Below are 16,928 nucleotides of genomic sequence, written 5' to 3' on the forward strand. Positions count from 1 at the left end.
TTAAATTATAGAGATTTTTGCGCCTTTTTCATACAAAAAACAACCCGAAATCATTCATTCAGAATGACCCGAGTTGTTGATATTACTAATATTATCCCTCTTGCTTAGCACCTAGTATTCTTTAAGGTATTGTTCTCTTTCCCATTCAGAAACTTGTGTTCTATAATAATCCCACTCAATTGATTTAGAGTTAATAAATTGATTATAAATATGATTGCCTAAAGCTTCTTTAATTGGTGCGTTATTTTTCATTGCTTTAACAGCAGTGTATAAAGTTGAAGGTAAATCTTCGATACCAACAGCTTCACGTTCTTCACGATTCATTTCATAAATGTTTTGGTTAACTGGTTCTGGTACTTCTAGTTTATTTTTAATACCATCTAAACCTGCTTCTAAAAGTGCTGCTAATGCTAAATATGGATTGGCAGCTGGATCTACTGAACGTACTTCAACGCGTGTAGATAATCCACGAGAAGTTGGTACACGGATTAATGGTGAACGGTTTTTACCACTCCAAGCGATATAACATGGTGCTTCATAACCTGGAACTAAACGTTTGTATGAGTTTACTAAAGGATTACATACAGCTGTGAAACCACGTGCGTTTTTTAAAGTACCTGCTATGAAATGATAAGCATCTTTCGTCATTTGCATATCGCCATCTGGATCATAGAATGCGTTCTCTTTGCCTTTGAATAATGACATGTTAAAGTGCATTCCACTACCATTAACACCGAATAAAGGTTTCGGCATGAACGTCGCATGTAGATTATGTTGACGTGCAATTGTTTTTACAACAAGTTTAAATGTTTGAATGTTATCACAAGCTGTAATTGCATCTGCATATTTAAAATCTATTTCGTGTTGACCTGGTGCGACTTCATGGTGACTCGCTTCAATATCAAAGCCCATGTCCTCAAGTTCTAATACAATATCACGACGACAATTTTCACCTAAATCTGTTGGTGCAAGGTCAAAGTATCCACCATTATCATTTAATTCTAATGTTGGTTCACCTTTTTCATCTAATTTAAATAAGAAGAATTCTGGCTCAGGCCCTAAATTCAAATCTGTGAATCCTAATTCTCTCATATTTTCTAAGACACGTTTTAAGTTTGAACGTGGGTCACCTTCAAATGGTGTATGATCTGTTTTATAAACATCACAGATAAGTCGTGCAACTTTTCCTTGTCCTGCCGTCCATGGGAAGATAACCCATGTATCTAAATCTGGGTATAAATACATATCTGACTCTTCAATTCGAACAAAACCTTCAATTGAAGAACCATCAAACATCATTTCATTATCTAATACTTTTTCTAGTTGGCTTACTGGTACTTCTACGTTTTTAATTACGCCTAAAATGTCAGTAAATTGTAAGCGTAAATATCTTACGTTTTCTTCTTTAGCAAACTTATGAATGTCTTCTTTAGTAAATGTACGTTTTGGCATTGTAAATGTCCCCCGTTAATATTATTTGATAAAACGTGATAAGTCACCACGATTTATCGGTATTGCTTCTCGCTGTGGTTTCTGGGTAGCTTCAACTATCATTTGTTTTCTTGTTTCTTGTTCATCATCAGAAAGATGACTTTGCTCTTCATTAAGAATTTGCTTAATACCCTTGATATTAAATCCTTTTTCAATCAGTTTTTTAATTTCTAAAAGTCGTTCCAAATCATTTAATGAAAAGAGCCTCTTATTGCCTTCTGAACGTTGTGGTTTAATCAGTTCATGTGTTTCATAGTAGCGAATTTGCCTTGCGGTTAATTCGCTCAATTTAGTTACAACACTGATAGAGAATACAGGCATATTGCGTCTTAATGTATCGTTTGACTTCAATTCCCTCACCTCTATTTTTGAACTTGTTCTAAATTTAGCACAATTTTTCAATAATTTCAAAAATATGTAAGGTTTCCTTACATATCCTTTGAACCCTTGGTATCACTAGCGTATGTCTTATCAACACTCGTGAATCATATTAATTTTTAGAAAATTCCTTTAATTTGTTCAAAAAAAATCCATATATTTTATCAAAATTCACATCATTAACAAGTATATTACTTCAAAATGTGTGTTTGATAGAATACATGGATTTCAACTTCTTTTTATATCAGTTGCTGTGATTTAAGATTTGCTGCAGCTCTTGTTACTGCCAATTTCACATGTTCGTAGGTTAAGCCACCTTGTACATAGGCTTCATAAGGGGGGCGAATTGGACCATCAGCTGATAATTCAATAGACGAACCCTGGATAAATGTACCAGCAGCCATAATAACATCATCTTCATAGCCTGGCATAGAAGCAGGTTCTGGCTTAAAGTGCGCATTGATCGGTGAAGCTTGTTGAATACTTTGGCAAAATTGAATCATTTGCTCTTTAGTATCGAATTCAACCGTTTGTATAAGATCGGTTCTAGGAACATCGTATCTTGGTTTTGTACGCATGTTCATTTTTTCTAATAAAAGACTTGTAAATAATGCACCTTTTAAACTTTGGCTAACGACATGAGGTGCTAAGAAAAAGCCTTGGTACATTTCTTGTAATGAGTTAAGAGAAGCGCCCGCTTCTTTACCTATACCAGGTGCAGTTAAACGGTATCCACATCTCGCAACCAAGGATTCTTTGCCAGCAATATAACCACCAATTTTAGCTAAGCCACCACCTGGATTTTTAATTAATGATCCAGCAATTAAATCCGCACCACATTCTATTGGTTCATACGTTTCAACGAATTCACCATAACAATTATCTACAAAAATAATCACGTCTGGATACTGGGCTTTTATTGTTTGAATTGCACTCTCAATTACTTCTAAATTAAGCGATGGTCGTTGGTCATACCCTTTAGAACGTTGAATTGCAATAACTTTAGTTTGTGGTTTGATTTGATTCATTACTTCTTCTATATCTATATCATCTTCTTTTAAATCAACTTTATTATAACTCACGCCATATTCTTTCAAACTTTCAATACCATTTCCATTTATGCCAATAACCTCTAATAAAGTATCATAAGGATTTCCTGTTATATATAACAGCTCATCACCATACTTTAATGTGCTTTGTAAAGCAATCGTTATTGCGTGAGTACCTGAAATAATTTGTGGTCTGACAATAGCATCTTCTGCTTTAAAAACATGGGCATAAATTTCTTCTAAATGGTCTCTACCAAAATCATTATAGCCATAACCAGTAGTGCCTTGTAAATCATTTTCAGTTGCTCTTACCGCATGAAATGCATCTAATACTTTTTCCTGATTAACATATGCTGTTGCCTCAATGTTTCTAAAATATGGTGCTAATGTTTCTTCTGTATTAGCAATCAGCTGTTTCATATCTTCCATTAATCATTACTTCCTTCTATTCTTTTTTATATCCTTTAATTTCGTAAGTTGCATCATCTTCATTAAATATTAATTCTGACACAAGTGTATGCTGTTTGAGAAAGTATAATCTATCCGCATTCGCACTTGGAATGGTTTCTTCATAATATGTGAGTATTTTTTTGACTTGATCAAATAGTAATTGTTTTACTTTGTCTATATCTGTTTCATCCCGACTAGAAACAAATACCGATGGCTTATTCGTTGTCGGCGTCGCACCTTCATGCAAATCTTTTTTATTAAATATAATTGCTTGCGGAATTTGTGCCATATCTAAATCTGCAACAATTCCATTCACAGTATCATATTGTGCTCTATACTCAGGATGACTACTATCAACGACATGTAATAATAGATCCGCATTTTTTGCTTCTTCAAGCGTTGATTTAAAAGCTGCAATTAATGTCGTTGGTAGCTTTTGAATAAAACCAACTGTATCAGAAATAATTAAGTTAAACCCATCATTTATCTGGATTTGTCGTGTTTTAGGATCAAGTGTTGCGAATAATAAATTCTTTTCATATGTTGTTTCATTGGCAAGCATGTTAAACCAAGATGATTTACCTGCGTTCGTATAACCTATGAGTGCAACTTGGAAAACATGGTTCTGTTCACGTTTATTACGATAACGTTCACGATGTTCAACCACTGTTTCTAATTGGTGCTTAATTTCGTTCATTCTCGTTCTAATATGACGACGGTCCATTTCTAGTTTCGTTTCACCAGGGCCTCTTGTCCCAATACCGCCACCTAAACGTGACAAACTACGTCCATGTCCTTGCAATCTAGGCATTAAATAATCAAGTTGCGCTAATTCAACTTGTAATTTACCATCTTTACTGCTTGCTCTTAATGCAAAAATCTCTAATATTAATTGCGTTCTGTCGATAATTTTCACATTTAAATTTCCATTTAGCGCTTTTGATTGTGCTGTTGTTAATTCATCATTAGCAACAACGACATCGATATCATGATATTCAATATACGCTCGAATATCTTCTAATTTCCCTTTACCAACATAATATTTTCTATCAAAATGTGTTCTGTTTTGAGTAAACTGTTCTTGAACGTTTAGTTGACACGTTTCTGACAATGATGCTAATTCTTCCATTGTCGACTCAAAATCAAATTCGTCATCATTTTGAGCATGTACTCCAACTAAAATAGCTGTTTCTAATTCTTTTTTTGTATTATAAGTTTGTTGTTGGGTCATAACATGCACCTCTTTTCTTAGCTATTCTATCATAGTGTATATATAAAGACTACAGCGCCAATTTATGTTAGATTACTTATAAGAGGTGAATTAAAATGACTATATATGACATAGAAGTTCAGAAACCAAATGGAGAATCGTACAAATTAGATACGTACCAAGGACAACCCATGTTAATTGTTAACACGGCTAGTGAATGTGGTTTCACACCACAGTTCGAAGGACTTCAAAGTTTATATGATAAATATAAAGATCAAAATTTTATAGTATTAGGTTTCCCTTGTAATCAATTTGGAGGTCAAGAGCCTGGCACTGGTGAAGAAGCTACACAAAACTGTAAAATTAACTACGGTGTTACCTTCCCAATGCATGAAAAAGTTGATGTCAAAGGTGAAAATCAACACCCACTATTTGAATTTTTAACTAAAGAACAAAATGGTGTCTTCAATGAAAAAATCAAATGGAACTTCACTAAATTCCTAGTAGATAAAGATGGTAAAGTTGTAAAACGCTTTTCTCCACAGAAAAAACCTAATCAAATCGAATCAGAAATTGAAGCATTATTATAATTTGAAAATTCTATGATTTTCTGAAACAATATTAAACATTACAATATCTATAAACAAATATAAGCTACACTAGATATCAATTAATCTAGTGTAGCTTATTTAGTTTTTAACTTTTAATTATATATTTTCTAATTATGATGTTTGAGGTGCATCATCAATTGTGAAAGTACTAATAGCATGTTTATAAATAAAATGCTGTTTACCTTGAGATAATAAGCATACTACATACTTATCATAATCCTCAATAACACCTTTCATTTGAAAACCATTCATTAAAAACACAATCACTTTTGTTTGATCAGTCTTAAATTGTCCTAGGAATTTATCTTGGATGTTTTCTGTTGTCTTCATGTTCTATACTCCTTTTCTTTATTTGGACTGAAACTTCATCTAACATCGATGAAAGTGACATTTTCTCTTTATCTAACCATACTACGTCTAGCTTATTTTTGAACCAAGTCATCTGTCGCTTTGCATAGTTTCGAGAATGTTGCTTTAATTTATCTATTGCGTCATTTTTATTTGTACCGCACTTCACTACAGGCAACATTTCTTTATAGCCTATAGCCTGCATACTTTGACATGATTCATATCCCGCATCTACGAGTTGTTTCACTTCATCAAGTAAACCACGTTCCAACATTATATCTACGCGTTTATTTATCCTTTGATATAATATGTCACGCGACATTTCTATCCCTAATAATAATGTATCATAATTTTCTGTATATTGTTGAACTTTCTTTCGAGAACTTAAAAGTTTTTTTGTTTTTAAATAATATTGAATTGCTCTGCGCACTCTTTTTCTATTATTGGGATGAATATCTTCTGCAGACTCACTATCAAATGATGATAAATACTGATGTAACGCTGCATTTGATAGCTGATCTAATTCTGCTAACTTTTTGTCTACTACTTCACTTTCTTCGTCTGTGATTGTTTCATCTTCAAACGCATAATCGTGTATCAAAGACTGGATATATAAGCCCGTGCCTCCAGCAATTATAGGCACACATCCTCTATCAGTAATCTCAGTTATTAATTGCTGCGCTCTATTTTTAAAATCAAACGCAGAAAATGTTTCATCTGGCTCTAATATATCTATCATATGATGTGGCACACCTGACATTTCATCTGGCGTTATCTTTGCTGTACCTATATCCATATGTTTATATACTTGCATTGAATCGCCACTGATAATTTCACCATTAAATTTTTTCGCTAATTCAATGCTGAATTCTGTCTTTCCTACAGCAGTCGGACCTACAAGTACGATTAAAAAAGGTTTATCGTTATGCACGTGTATATCAACTCTCTTTATTTACTATTGTTATTTATCTTTTTTAAAATTTGCTTTTCAATCCATTCATACATGTTATTCCATGTAATATCAGAATCTGTATCGAATAAAACTTCATGACGTTTATTTTTGTATAAATGTACGGTTACATGTTTCACGCCACAGCGTTTATATAATTTCCCTAGTTTTCTAATACCTTTACCTTTGCCACTTAACGGATCATCTTTCCCTGATATGAGCAATACAGGAAGTTCTGTGTTCATTTTTTCGATGTTTTTTACACGGCTTGTGCCTAACACGTGTTTTATTGTTTGGCATATGAGTTGATTGGAAACTAAAAAACCAGTATTTGGATCTTTGATAAATTTAGCAACTTCTCGAGCATCGCTAGATAACCAATCGCTTGAAGTTTTTTGATTTTTAATATCTTTATTAAATGATTTATACATTAATCGATTAACCCACTTCAATCGACGTCGCTTTCCTAATATTAAAGTAATGATTTTCATTAACACAGCAATAGGTAGACCTAAATACTTTGGATATTGGGCTGTGCCACTAAGAATTAAACCTTGCGCTGCATCAGGATATTTTTGAGCAAATATACGGGCTATAATAGAACCCATAGAATGACCTATCATAATATATGGGATGTTCGTGTAGTGTGTACACATTGTCTGCGCAATTTCATATGTATCATCCGCAACTTGCGATATATCATCTATATGTCCACGTTCTTTTTCCTTTATTTCTTTCCCATGACCTCTATGGTTATGGCGTAATACATCATATCCTTGTTGATTAAACGATTCAACAAGTTCATCATATCTTCCCATATGTTCTGCCATACCATGAAGCAAATGTACAACACCAATTGTTTCATGCTTGGCTTTATCTAATTTCACTTCTAACATTGTGCCATCTTCAACAGTAATCTTAAATTCCTTTTGACTCATGTGATAGCCCCCAAATCATGCATCATTTCAAACTTCTTATACTATACAATATACCCTCAAAATTCAATGTTATCAAATAGAATGCAAAACGTTAACCACTAGACAACGATATATTAAAAAACATTGATTTTATAAAAACTCAAGAAAATGTTTTACTTAATAAAAACGTGATTATTATTCGAAACACTAATATAATTCTATTTTAAAAATGTTATACTCAATATCAAGTATTAAGTCAGGTTGTCGACTATATCAATAACTTTGTTGATAGTTTATTAGTTAAACTATATGGAGACAAATGCATACAAACCTTTTTCTTCATTTCTAATAATTATTAAATAAAGCAATTAATGAACACAGTTTGGCTCAAAGAAAAATATTTTTTAATATCAAATGCTCTTATAGCAATTGGTTTAGCTACATTTTGAATCAGTAAGTAATAAGTATCGAGTTATTTGTACTCAACATAAAATGTAACACAGACAACAATTCATCGAGGAGGACATCTAATGGATATAACAATTTTTATTTTTATTTTATTAGCTATATTCTTAGGTGCTTTAGTACGTACATACTTTGGCTTTGGAGAAGCTTTAATAAGCATGCCTTTATTAGCTTTAATAGGTTTAGACATAAAAACAGCAATATCTTTAGTTGGTATCGCTGGTCTAACTGTAGCTTTATTTAATATTTTTTCTGAAATGAAGCACATTAAATATAGAACTTTGGCAGTCATGATGTCAGGCAGTTTAATCGGCATACCTGTAGGCATATGGATACTCCATCATTTTGATACTGGGAAAATCCAATTACTATTAGCTATTTTTCTAATTCTTTATGGTATTTATGCTTTTATCAAAACCGTTTTTCTCACCCACCATTCTAAAATCAAACTTAAATCTTCTCTATGGGAGGGTTTGGCAGGACTTGTTTCAGGTGTGTTAGGCAGTGTTTATAATTCTCATGGTGTACCAATTGTTATTTTCGGAACGCTAAGTCAATGGCATATTAAAGACTTTAAAAGTACAATTCAAGCTCATTTTCTATTAACAGCTATCTTTGTTGTCGTGGGTCAATTATTAGGCGGTATTTGGACGGGCCAAACTATTCGATTATTCTTAGCTACTTTACCTATATTGGTTGTTGCAGTTTTATTAGGTAAGTATTTATCGAAAAAGACACACCATAATCATTTTGAAAAATGGATTTATATTTTTATAGTTATCTTAGGTATATTAATGCTCTCAACACAGTAATTGGCTTTTTGTATAATTTGCTTCTGAAAACAAAAACACAAATATAATTTAGCAAAGGTTGGTTTATTATTATGTTTGAAGAATATGCTTCTAAAAAGTTAATAAATAAAATAGATGAAATGGTAAATGACTTTTCCCAGTTAATTTTGAAATTGAAAAATGGAATCGTGAGTATGAAGGTTTTAATTTTAGCTTAACTCATCACACTTTTAAAAGTCGTTTAGCTAAGAAGACACCTAAAAAAACTGGTTATTTCGTTGCAATGTGGCAAAAAAATGAAATAGCTAAAAATATCCCTTTTAATTGCGAGAATTCTAAAGATTACTTGATTATTAATATTATTGATGGTGCCCGTACAGGACAATTTATTTTCCCGAAAGATATCTTGTTAGCAAACGGCATAATAACATCTACTAAACACAAAGGAAAAATGGCAATGCGTGTTTATCCGAATTGGGAATCCAATTTGAATAAGACTGCGCTAAAAACACAAAAGTGGCAAAGCCCTTACTTTTTAGATTTATCTACCACCTTCAATGAAAAAGATATCTGTACATATTATGAGATAAAGTAACACGAAGATATATTGAGGTAGACAAACCATTTGCTGTAAAGGCATTTGGTTTATTTTTTTATAAATATAACTTAATTTTAAAAACAAAAAGTGGTCTTTGAGACCATTTCTGGCCGTTTTATAAGCCACATTGCCATTTTCTTAAGATTCATGTCAGCACTAATCAGCGTGGTATCCATGGAAACTTTTTTGATACCTCTATATCGTGTCCATCTCATACCATGCTGCTCTTTTGCATCTCCAAATCTTCTTTCAATTGTTTGGCTTCGCAATTTATATTGAGTTTTTATAGTATCAACAAATCTCAAATCTTCAATTATATCTAAATCATTTTGCCATACGTGTCGTCTTATTTGTTTGGTCGCATCTTTACTCTCTGTACATTGATTTAACAAAGGACAATGACGACATTTGTTAGGATTGGATATATACAATCTGTGACCTGTTGGCATTGTTCGTTTAAATATTAATGTTTCATCGTTAGGACAAATATAATTATCATAGTAACCAGAGTCCGGCTCAGGCGTACTTACTTTTTTTACTTTTGTATTCCTCCTTCTTTTTCTTTTTTATAGGCTTTTTTCCTTGAGATAATCTTTGTTCATTAATTTCATTATCTAATTCTTCTTGGAAATGAAGAGAATCTTTCTTTTTTCACTAATTCAGTTATATATTTATTTTTATTTGCTTTTGCTTTTATGTGGGTTGAATCAATGAATAAAGATGAATGATCTATTAAATTATTTTTTATTGCGATTTTAAGAATTCTTTCAAATATTTGTTCATATAAATCTGTATCATGAAAACGACGTGTATAGTTTTTACTAAATGTACCGAAATGAAGTACTTTATCTAAAAAGCTATAACCTAAATACCAACGGTAAGCTACGTTCGTTTCTATTTCTTTTATCTTTTGTCTCATTGATTTTATTCCAATTAATCTTTGAATAAGTAATATCTTCACTAAAATTACAAGGTCAATTGATGGTCTTCCATTATCAAGACAATATTTGTCTTCGACAAGTTCATAAATGAAATTTAAATCCAATATATTATCTACTCTACGTAATAAGTGATTACTAGGAACTAATTCCGATATTGAAATCATTTCATATTGATCTCTTTTATCGGTTGATTTATTCAACATTACAAACACCACCATTATTTAATTTGAATATATTATATTATTTTTGTTTAAAAAATGGCAGTAATTTGTGCCGACTCCTGCGGGAAAAGCACTAGCCGAAGACTACAGGCTGAGGCTGTACCCGCGGAAAGCGTGCACAAAAAAGTGCCAACAAAGTCGGAGACTTTGTCGACACTCTGAAACTGGCGACAAAGTCCTAAGACCTTGTCGCCAGTTTTAATATTTACGCTTTAACTGCTGGTTGGTTATTACCTGTTTGTGCTTCTTTAATCGCAGTTTCTAATTCTTTTGTATATAATTCTTTTTGAATATTTGTATAGCCTAATAATTCAGCCATTACATCGATTACTTGTTCTTTATAATTTAATACATCATCAATTTTGAAATATAATTTACCTGTACGACGGATAAAGAAATCAGTTGGACGGTGAACCATTTCATTTTGAATTGAATAAATTAATTCTGTGTAGATATCTAACGGTAAACCAGTTTCTTGATATTGCGCAGTTTGTGCAATTTTGAATAACTCTTCAGCGTTTGAACCATATTTAGATACAAAGTGACGTGCAGTCGCTTCGTCGATTTGATAAGCTTTTGCATCTTCAACTTTTTGTTCAATATATTTATCAAAGTTTTTACTGCCGCCTACATCGCCACCAGAGATTGTTAAGTGTTTTGTTGCCGCTTTATCAAAAGTAAGTTTATATTCTGATTTTAAGCGTTTTGCTAATAAATCAACAATTTCTACTGCCATATGACGGTAACCAGTTAATTTACCACCTGCAATTGTTAATAAACCAGATTTACCTTCCCAAACTTCGTCTTTACGAGAAATTTCTGAAGGATCTTTACCTTCTTCTAAAATAAGTGGTCTTACACCAGCCCATGATGATTCGATATCTTCATCAGATACATTAACATCAGGGAACATATAGTTAATTGCTTCAATTAAATAATCTCTATCTTCTTGGTTAACTAATGGTGATGTCTTAACATTGTCATAAAATGTATCTGTAGTACCAACATATGCTTTACCTTCACGTGGAATAGCAAAAATCATACGGCCATCGTTTTCTGTATCAAAGTATACAGCTTGACCTAGTGGGAATTTAGATTGATCAATTACAACATGGACACCTTTTGTTAAACGTAATTCTTTATTATTACGTGCATAATCGCCACTACGTACTTCATCTACCCATGGACCACTTGCATTGATAACTTTTTTAGCTTTAATTGGGTAAGTTTCATTGCTAATTTGGTCTTCTACTTGAATACCATTAACTGTTTCATTTGAGTCATATGTGAAATGAACAGATTTTGTATGGTTAATGATAGTAGCGCCTTTTTCTTCAGCACGTTTCATTACTTCAATAGTTAATCGTGCATCATCTGTACGGTATTCAACATAAGAGCCACCAGCTTTAAGACCAGCTTTCTTAACAAGTGGTTCTTTTGCAAGTGTTTCTTTTGCATTTAACATTGTTTTACGTTCAGCTTTTTTAACACCTGCTAATCTATCATAAACGCCTAAACCAATCGATGTAGTGAATTTACCCATAGATCCACCTTTATGCAATGGTAACAGCATACGTTCTGGTGTCGTTACATGTGGACCATTTTCATAAACAATCGCACGTTCGCGACCAGTTTCTGCAACCACGCCTACTTGTAATTGTTTTAAATAACGTAAGCCACCATGTACTAATTTAGTAGAACGTGAGCTTGTACCTTGTGCAAAGTCTTGCATCTCTACTAAAGCGACTTTCATACCTCTGTTACTAGCATCTAAAGCAATCCCAGCTCCGGTAATTCCGCCACCGATAATCACAACGTCATAAGCGTCATTTTTCAATTCTTTCTTAATCTGTTCTCTTTTTAAAGTTGATAAACTCATAAAATCCAGCGCCTCCTAAAGTATTAAAAAAAGAGAGACTCATCCCATACATATATAATTGTACGAATTGAATCTCTCATTTCTCATCTCGATATTATTAACTTACCCGTATTGTAGCATAGATAACACTTTTAAGTCTAATTTTTTTACTCATCGTCTAATTTAAAGACTTGAGTAGCTTCTACAGCTTTCTTCCAGCCTTTGTAATGTTTTTCTCTTTCTTGTTCTACCATATCTGGATTGAATTGCTTATCTAACTTCCAACGGTTAGCAATTTCATCTTTACTATCCCAGAATCCAACTGCAAGTCCAGCTAAGTATGCTGCACCTAATGCTGTTGTTTCACTAATTTCTGGACGTTCAACACCAATATTTAAGATATCAGATTGGAATTGCATGATGAAATTATTTTTAACTGCGCCACCATCAACACGTAAATTATTTACTTTGATACCTGAATCTTTTTCCATAGCTTCTAATACGTCACGTGTTTGATAACATAATGATTCTAAAGTAGCTCGGATGAAATGTTCTTTTTCAGTACCGCGTGTAAGTCCGAAAATAGCACCTCGTGCTTCTGCATCCCAGTACGGTGTACCAAGACCAACAAATGCTGGCACAACATAAACACCTTCTGTTGATTCAACACGTTCTGCATAATTTTCTGATTGTGGTGCTGAATTAATCATTCTTAATCCATCTCTTAACCATTGAATTGCAGAGCCTGAAACAAAGATAGATCCTTCAAGTGCATAGTTGACTTTACCATCGATACCATATGCAATAGTCGTTAATAAACCACTTTTAGAAGTAACTGCCTCTTCTCCTGTATTCATTAACATAAATCCGCCAGTACCATAAGTGTTTTTCGCATCACCACGTTCGAAACATGCTTGACCGAATAATGCTGCTTGTTGGTCACCAGCGATACCAGAAATCGGCACTTCTTTGCCGAAGAAATGATAATCTACAGTATTAGCATAAACCTCACTTGAAGATTTTACTTCAGGGAGCATTGAATTTGGAATTTCTAAAATATCTAATAATTCTTGATCCCATTCCAAATCATGAATATTGTAAATTAATGTACGACTTGCATTTGTATAATCTGTGATATGTGCTTTTCCACCTGATAATTTCCATACTAACCATGAATCTATTGTTCCGAATAATAAATCGCCATTTTCAGCTTTTTCTCTAGTACCTTCTACATTATCAAGTATCCATTTTACTTTTGTACCTGCAAAATAAGGATCTAATAAAAGACCTGTTTTTTCACGGAATTTACTTTCTAAGCCTTGGTCTTTTAAGTTCTGACAAATACTTTGTGTTTGACGAGATTGCCATACAATTGCATGATATACTGGGCGAGACGTATGTTTATCCCATACTACTGCTGTTTCACGTTGATTTGTAATACCGATACTCGCGATTTGATCTGCGCCAATATTCTCTTCATTTAACACTTCAGCAATAACTGCTAAAACAGATGTCCAAATTTCATTTGCATCATGCTCTACCCAACCTGATTTAGGAAAATATTGTTTGAATTCACGTTGTGCTACACCTTGGATTTTTCCATCTTGATCAAAAAGAATTGCTCTTGAACTTGTTGTACCTTGGTCAATTGACAAAATATATTTTTTCATAATGATAATCTCCCTTATATTATGTTTGTAGGATGAACAATAATGTATGTAAAATGAATAATTCCCAACAACATATTTATATACATTCTATTTTAATAATCCAACAAACATATTCATATTATTTATTTTTTTATAATATAAGACCTGTTTATATTTTAACGTATAAACAGGACAGTTAAAACTTATTTAATAAATTGATTCGATACCTTTTGCACTTTTTGCTTTATTTAAAGCGATTCCAAGCGCAATTGTTACGATTAGCAACACTATTGATACAACAGACATCATATCAAAAGCACCTTTATAGAATAATCTATAAATAACCGCACCCATCATACCACCTGTAATAGGTCCTAAAACTGGAACAATTGCATAACCCCAATTTGAGTTACCTTTTCCAGCAATTGGTAAAATAGCATGTGCAATACGTGGACCTAAATCACGAGCAGGATTAATGGCATATCCAGTTGGACCACCTAAACTTAAGCCGATAGCAACGATTAAACTACCAACAATTAGTGGATTTAAACCATCAGCAATTTTATTCATCCCAATGAATAACAAGCCCATTGTTAAAGCAGCAGTACCAATAATTTCACTTAAGAAGTTGGCAAAGTAATTTTTTATTGCTGGTGCTGTAGAAAACACAGCTAATTTTGTATCTTTGTCTTCAGTTGCTTTCCATTGCGCTAAGTACATTAACCAAACTAAAGTACCACCGATGATACCACCAAGTATTTGACAAATGATGTATCCTGGAACCATACCCCAGCTTAATGCACCGTCCATTGCGAACGCTAATGTAACGGCCGGATTTAAATGCGCACCAGATATTTCACCTGTAGCATAAACACCCATAGTTACAGCAAGTCCCCAACCTGTGGCAATTACAATCCAATCAGCACCGTTACCATTGCTTCGTTTTAAATTAACGTTGGCAACAACGCCACCCCCAAATAATACTAATATTGCTGTTCCCAATAATTCAGCAAAATATACACTCATAGAGACTCCTCCTAAAAAAAGACAAAGAGATTCCTACAATTATGTCCAGCGTTAATACACTGGTTTAATGACTGTAGAAATCTCCCATCTCTGTTCTAATTATTAACTTGTGTTTATCTTACACCTCTATTGAAAGCGTTGTCAATCCTTTTTGTAAAAAAATTGCCACAATTTAAAAATCAATAACAGCGCTTTCTTTAATTTCGAATTGCTGAGTATAACAATTTATTTTTGCTGATAAGCCATAAGGCATGCTGTGCTTGGGCTCATTGTGTCCAAATGACAAATTATATAAAATTGGAACGTTTGGATTTTTACTTTTTTTAATAATTTTTAATATTTCATTTTTATACGCTTCATAATATATTTGATTAAATGGTTTACCAAAAACAATGCCTTCAACTTTATCTAACACACCTATTTGTAATAATTGGTTAAACATTTTTGAAAATTCTAAAGGAGATGGTGTATCTTCTGAAGTTTCCAAAAAAAGTATCGCATGATTAAATTGCTCTAATTCCGGAAATATGGAAGTATCTATCAAACTCACAAACGTTTCTAAATTACCTCCGATTAAATGGCCACTCACAATATCGGCTCCATTTATAACTTCATAACTTTGGTTATCTCGTTTAGTCCTAGCAATATTTTTATTTTCTACTTTCCATTCTAATCCTGTTGGTCTTGTATAAGGCGTAGGCAATCGTTCGCCAATCGCTGAACTATTGAACCAACATTTTTCAATATCTTTAATTGTATAGCTATCCATTGCTATATTCTCCGCAAAATCTGTTAATAAGGCTTGTCCATAAAAACTAACAATACCCATTTTATAAAACATCATGTGGACAGTCGTTGAATCAGAGTAACCCGAGAAAATTTTTGGGTTATCGTAAATTGCTTGAAAATCTACATAAGGTAATATTCTAATGGCATCTTCACCACCAATACAACTTATAATCGCTTTTACATCACTATCTTGTAATGCTTCATTTAAATCAGAAGCACGCAGTTCAGGGTGTTCACGTACATATTTAATACCTTTGAGTGCATTGGGCATGACTTTCACATGCAAACCAAATACGGATTCCAGTCGTTCGATTCCTTGTTTAGTTCGCCATAAAATCGAATCTTCTCCGGCTAAACCAGAAGATAAAGATACAATTGCAACAGTGTCGTCTCTTAATAATTTTCTTGGTTTTATCATTAAATCTCTCCCCAAGATTTTAATTTATATAAATTAATACTATTCATTAAAAAATGGTATAAAAAAAGAATTAGCTATAAGCTTTAGAAATGATTATACATTAATAAAATGATTTAATGCGTTTCTAAAATAGCTAATTCTAGTAAGACAATTACATTATAGTCAATGCCATTTAATCTTTATTCTTTATTAGAACGACTGTTAATTTAACTGCTTTAGTTGTATTACCATAAATCCCTATCGCTTGTAGTGATATATTTCGCACCATTTTCCACCGCAACATCAACTTCCTCAACATCATTAATCAAACCACCAGCAATCACAGACGTATTTGTCTCTTCATTAATGATTTTTATTGCCTTTGTAGCTATACCAGGCAACACTTCAACAAAGTCAGGTTCAACACGTTTTATAAGCTCAATACTTCTAGTTAGTGCATGACTATCTAGAATAAACACACGAAAAACAGTAGTCGTATTCAACGCTTTGGCTTTGTTTATAACTTTCGTTTTTGTTGATACGATACCTTTGGGATGATAGTTTTGAATGATAAATTCACAAGCAAATTCATCGTGACTCATACCTCTAATTAAATCGATATGCATATACACTTCTATATTATTCTTCTTCATCAATTCCATAATGCTTTTGATATGACCTATATGCGTATCTAATAACACACATTCTTTATAATCTGTTTGTATCAGTTTTTCTAAATCTTTCATTGAGCGAATAGCCGGTAAAATATATGGCTTCATCCACTAACCTC

At 32.8% G+C, this 16,928-nt stretch carries 15 protein-coding genes and 1 pseudogene; 3 read left to right on the forward strand and 13 right to left on the reverse strand.

Annotation, left to right across the window (positions count from 1 at the left end; genetic code table 11):
• Positions 1 to 111: 111 nt before the first annotated feature.
• From glnA to hflX, 4 genes are all read right to left on the reverse strand, one after another.
• A complete protein-coding gene (gene glnA / locus SOJ_RS09105; protein ID WP_002507791.1) occupies positions 112 to 1,452 on the reverse strand; it encodes a type I glutamate--ammonia ligase in 1,341 nt (446 codons plus the stop codon).
• A 21-nt stretch (positions 1,453 to 1,473) separates the two neighbouring features.
• A complete protein-coding gene (locus SOJ_RS09110; protein WP_002507792.1) occupies positions 1,474 to 1,842 on the reverse strand; it encodes a MerR family transcriptional regulator in 369 nt (122 codons plus the stop codon).
• A gap of 266 nt (positions 1,843 to 2,108) precedes the next feature.
• A complete protein-coding gene (locus tag SOJ_RS09115; protein WP_002507793.1) occupies positions 2,109 to 3,347 on the reverse strand; it encodes a methionine gamma-lyase family protein in 1,239 nt (412 codons plus the stop codon).
• A 16-nt stretch (positions 3,348 to 3,363) separates the two neighbouring features.
• A complete protein-coding gene (gene hflX / locus SOJ_RS09120; RefSeq protein ID WP_002507794.1) occupies positions 3,364 to 4,599 on the reverse strand; it encodes a GTPase HflX in 1,236 nt (411 codons plus the stop codon).
• 95 nt (positions 4,600 to 4,694) lie between these two features.
• On the opposite strand from hflX, the gene SOJ_RS09125 reads away from it, so the two are divergent.
• Positions 4,695 to 5,168, forward strand: a complete 474-nt coding sequence (locus tag SOJ_RS09125) for a glutathione peroxidase (RefSeq protein ID WP_002507795.1) — start codon at positions 4,695 to 4,697, stop codon at positions 5,166 to 5,168.
• A gap of 132 nt (positions 5,169 to 5,300) precedes the next feature.
• On the opposite strand, the gene hfq is transcribed toward SOJ_RS09125, so the two are convergent.
• From hfq to SOJ_RS09140, 3 genes are read right to left on the reverse strand one after another with little or no spacing between them, the layout of a single operon-like run.
• A complete protein-coding gene (gene hfq / locus SOJ_RS09130) occupies positions 5,301 to 5,519 on the reverse strand; it encodes an RNA chaperone Hfq (RefSeq protein ID WP_002507796.1) in 219 nt (72 codons plus the stop codon).
• Positions 5,491 to 6,468 carry a tRNA (adenosine(37)-N6)-dimethylallyltransferase MiaA gene (miaA, locus tag SOJ_RS09135; RefSeq protein WP_002507797.1) on the reverse strand — a complete coding sequence of 326 codons (978 nt, stop codon included), beginning with the start codon at positions 6,466 to 6,468 and terminating at the stop codon, positions 5,491 to 5,493. Before miaA ends, hfq begins: the two co-directional genes overlap by 29 nt.
• Before the next feature lie 17 nt (positions 6,469 to 6,485).
• Positions 6,486 to 7,424, reverse strand: coding sequence for an alpha/beta hydrolase (locus tag SOJ_RS09140; RefSeq protein ID WP_002507798.1), 939 nt, complete (start codon positions 7,422 to 7,424; stop codon positions 6,486 to 6,488).
• A 509-nt stretch (positions 7,425 to 7,933) separates the two neighbouring features.
• Here SOJ_RS09140 and SOJ_RS09145 point away from each other — a divergent pair.
• Positions 7,934 to 8,680, forward strand: a complete 747-nt coding sequence (locus tag SOJ_RS09145) for a sulfite exporter TauE/SafE family protein (RefSeq protein ID WP_002507799.1) — start codon at positions 7,934 to 7,936, stop codon at positions 8,678 to 8,680.
• A gap of 151 nt (positions 8,681 to 8,831) precedes the next feature.
• A complete protein-coding gene (locus SOJ_RS09150) occupies positions 8,832 to 9,254 on the forward strand; it encodes a MepB family protein (RefSeq protein ID WP_080588303.1) in 423 nt (140 codons plus the stop codon).
• Between the two features lie 77 nt (positions 9,255 to 9,331).
• Here SOJ_RS09150 and SOJ_RS14870 read toward each other — a convergent pair.
• The 6 genes and pseudogenes from SOJ_RS14870 to SOJ_RS09180 form a co-directional block, all read right to left on the reverse strand.
• A pseudogene (locus SOJ_RS14870) lies at positions 9,332 to 10,401 on the reverse strand (transposase).
• Between the two features lie 223 nt (positions 10,402 to 10,624).
• Entirely contained in the window at positions 10,625 to 12,298 is a 1,674-nt protein-coding gene (locus SOJ_RS09160; RefSeq protein ID WP_002507804.1) for a glycerol-3-phosphate dehydrogenase/oxidase, read from the reverse strand.
• Between the two features lie 146 nt (positions 12,299 to 12,444).
• Positions 12,445 to 13,947 (reverse strand): glycerol kinase GlpK, encoded by a 1,503-nt coding sequence (glpK, locus tag SOJ_RS09165; protein ID WP_002507805.1) that lies wholly within the window; start codon positions 13,945 to 13,947, stop codon positions 12,445 to 12,447.
• Between the two features lie 186 nt (positions 13,948 to 14,133).
• Positions 14,134 to 14,952, reverse strand: coding sequence for an MIP/aquaporin family protein (locus tag SOJ_RS09170; protein WP_002507806.1), 819 nt, complete (start codon positions 14,950 to 14,952; stop codon positions 14,134 to 14,136).
• 172 nt (positions 14,953 to 15,124) lie between these two features.
• A complete protein-coding gene (locus SOJ_RS09175; protein WP_002507807.1) occupies positions 15,125 to 16,159 on the reverse strand; it encodes a S66 family peptidase in 1,035 nt (344 codons plus the stop codon).
• A gap of 224 nt (positions 16,160 to 16,383) precedes the next feature.
• Complete coding sequence (locus tag SOJ_RS09180) at positions 16,384 to 16,917, reverse strand: glycerol-3-phosphate responsive antiterminator (RefSeq protein WP_002507808.1); 534 nt, start codon at positions 16,915 to 16,917, stop codon at positions 16,384 to 16,386.
• Positions 16,918 to 16,928: the final 11 nt, after the last annotated feature.

The organism is Staphylococcus sp. OJ82 (assembly GCF_000294465.1).
In the GTDB taxonomy this organism is placed as follows: Bacteria; Bacillota; Bacilli; order Staphylococcales; family Staphylococcaceae; genus Staphylococcus; species Staphylococcus equorum.

Bases quoted from the DNA above. Each gene is read 5' to 3' on its own strand.
- glnA (WP_002507791.1), bottom strand. From the start codon at position 1,452: ATGCCAAAACGTACATTTACTAAAGAAGACATTCATAAGTTTGCTAAA.
- SOJ_RS09115 (WP_002507793.1), bottom strand. From the start codon at position 3,347: ATGGAAGATATGAAACAGCTGATTGCTAATACAGAAGAAACATTAGCA.
- hflX (WP_002507794.1), bottom strand. From the start codon at position 4,599: ATGACCCAACAACAAACTTATAATACAAAAAAAGAATTAGAAACAGCT.
- SOJ_RS09125 (WP_002507795.1), top strand. From the start codon at position 4,695: ATGACTATATATGACATAGAAGTTCAGAAACCAAATGGAGAATCGTAC.
- hfq (WP_002507796.1), bottom strand. From the start codon at position 5,519: ATGAAGACAACAGAAAACATCCAAGATAAATTCCTAGGACAATTTAAG.
- SOJ_RS09140 (WP_002507798.1), bottom strand. From the start codon at position 7,424: ATGAGTCAAAAGGAATTTAAGATTACTGTTGAAGATGGCACAATGTTA.
- SOJ_RS09145 (WP_002507799.1), top strand. From the start codon at position 7,934: ATGGATATAACAATTTTTATTTTTATTTTATTAGCTATATTCTTAGGT.
- SOJ_RS09160 (WP_002507804.1), bottom strand. From the start codon at position 12,298: ATGAGTTTATCAACTTTAAAAAGAGAACAGATTAAGAAAGAATTGAAA.
- glpK (WP_002507805.1), bottom strand. From the start codon at position 13,947: ATGAAAAAATATATTTTGTCAATTGACCAAGGTACAACAAGTTCAAGA.
- SOJ_RS09170 (WP_002507806.1), bottom strand. From the start codon at position 14,952: ATGAGTGTATATTTTGCTGAATTATTGGGAACAGCAATATTAGTATTA.
- SOJ_RS09175 (WP_002507807.1), bottom strand. From the start codon at position 16,159: ATGATAAAACCAAGAAAATTATTAAGAGACGACACTGTTGCAATTGTA.
- SOJ_RS09180 (WP_002507808.1), bottom strand. From the start codon at position 16,917: ATGAAGCCATATATTTTACCGGCTATTCGCTCAATGAAAGATTTAGAA.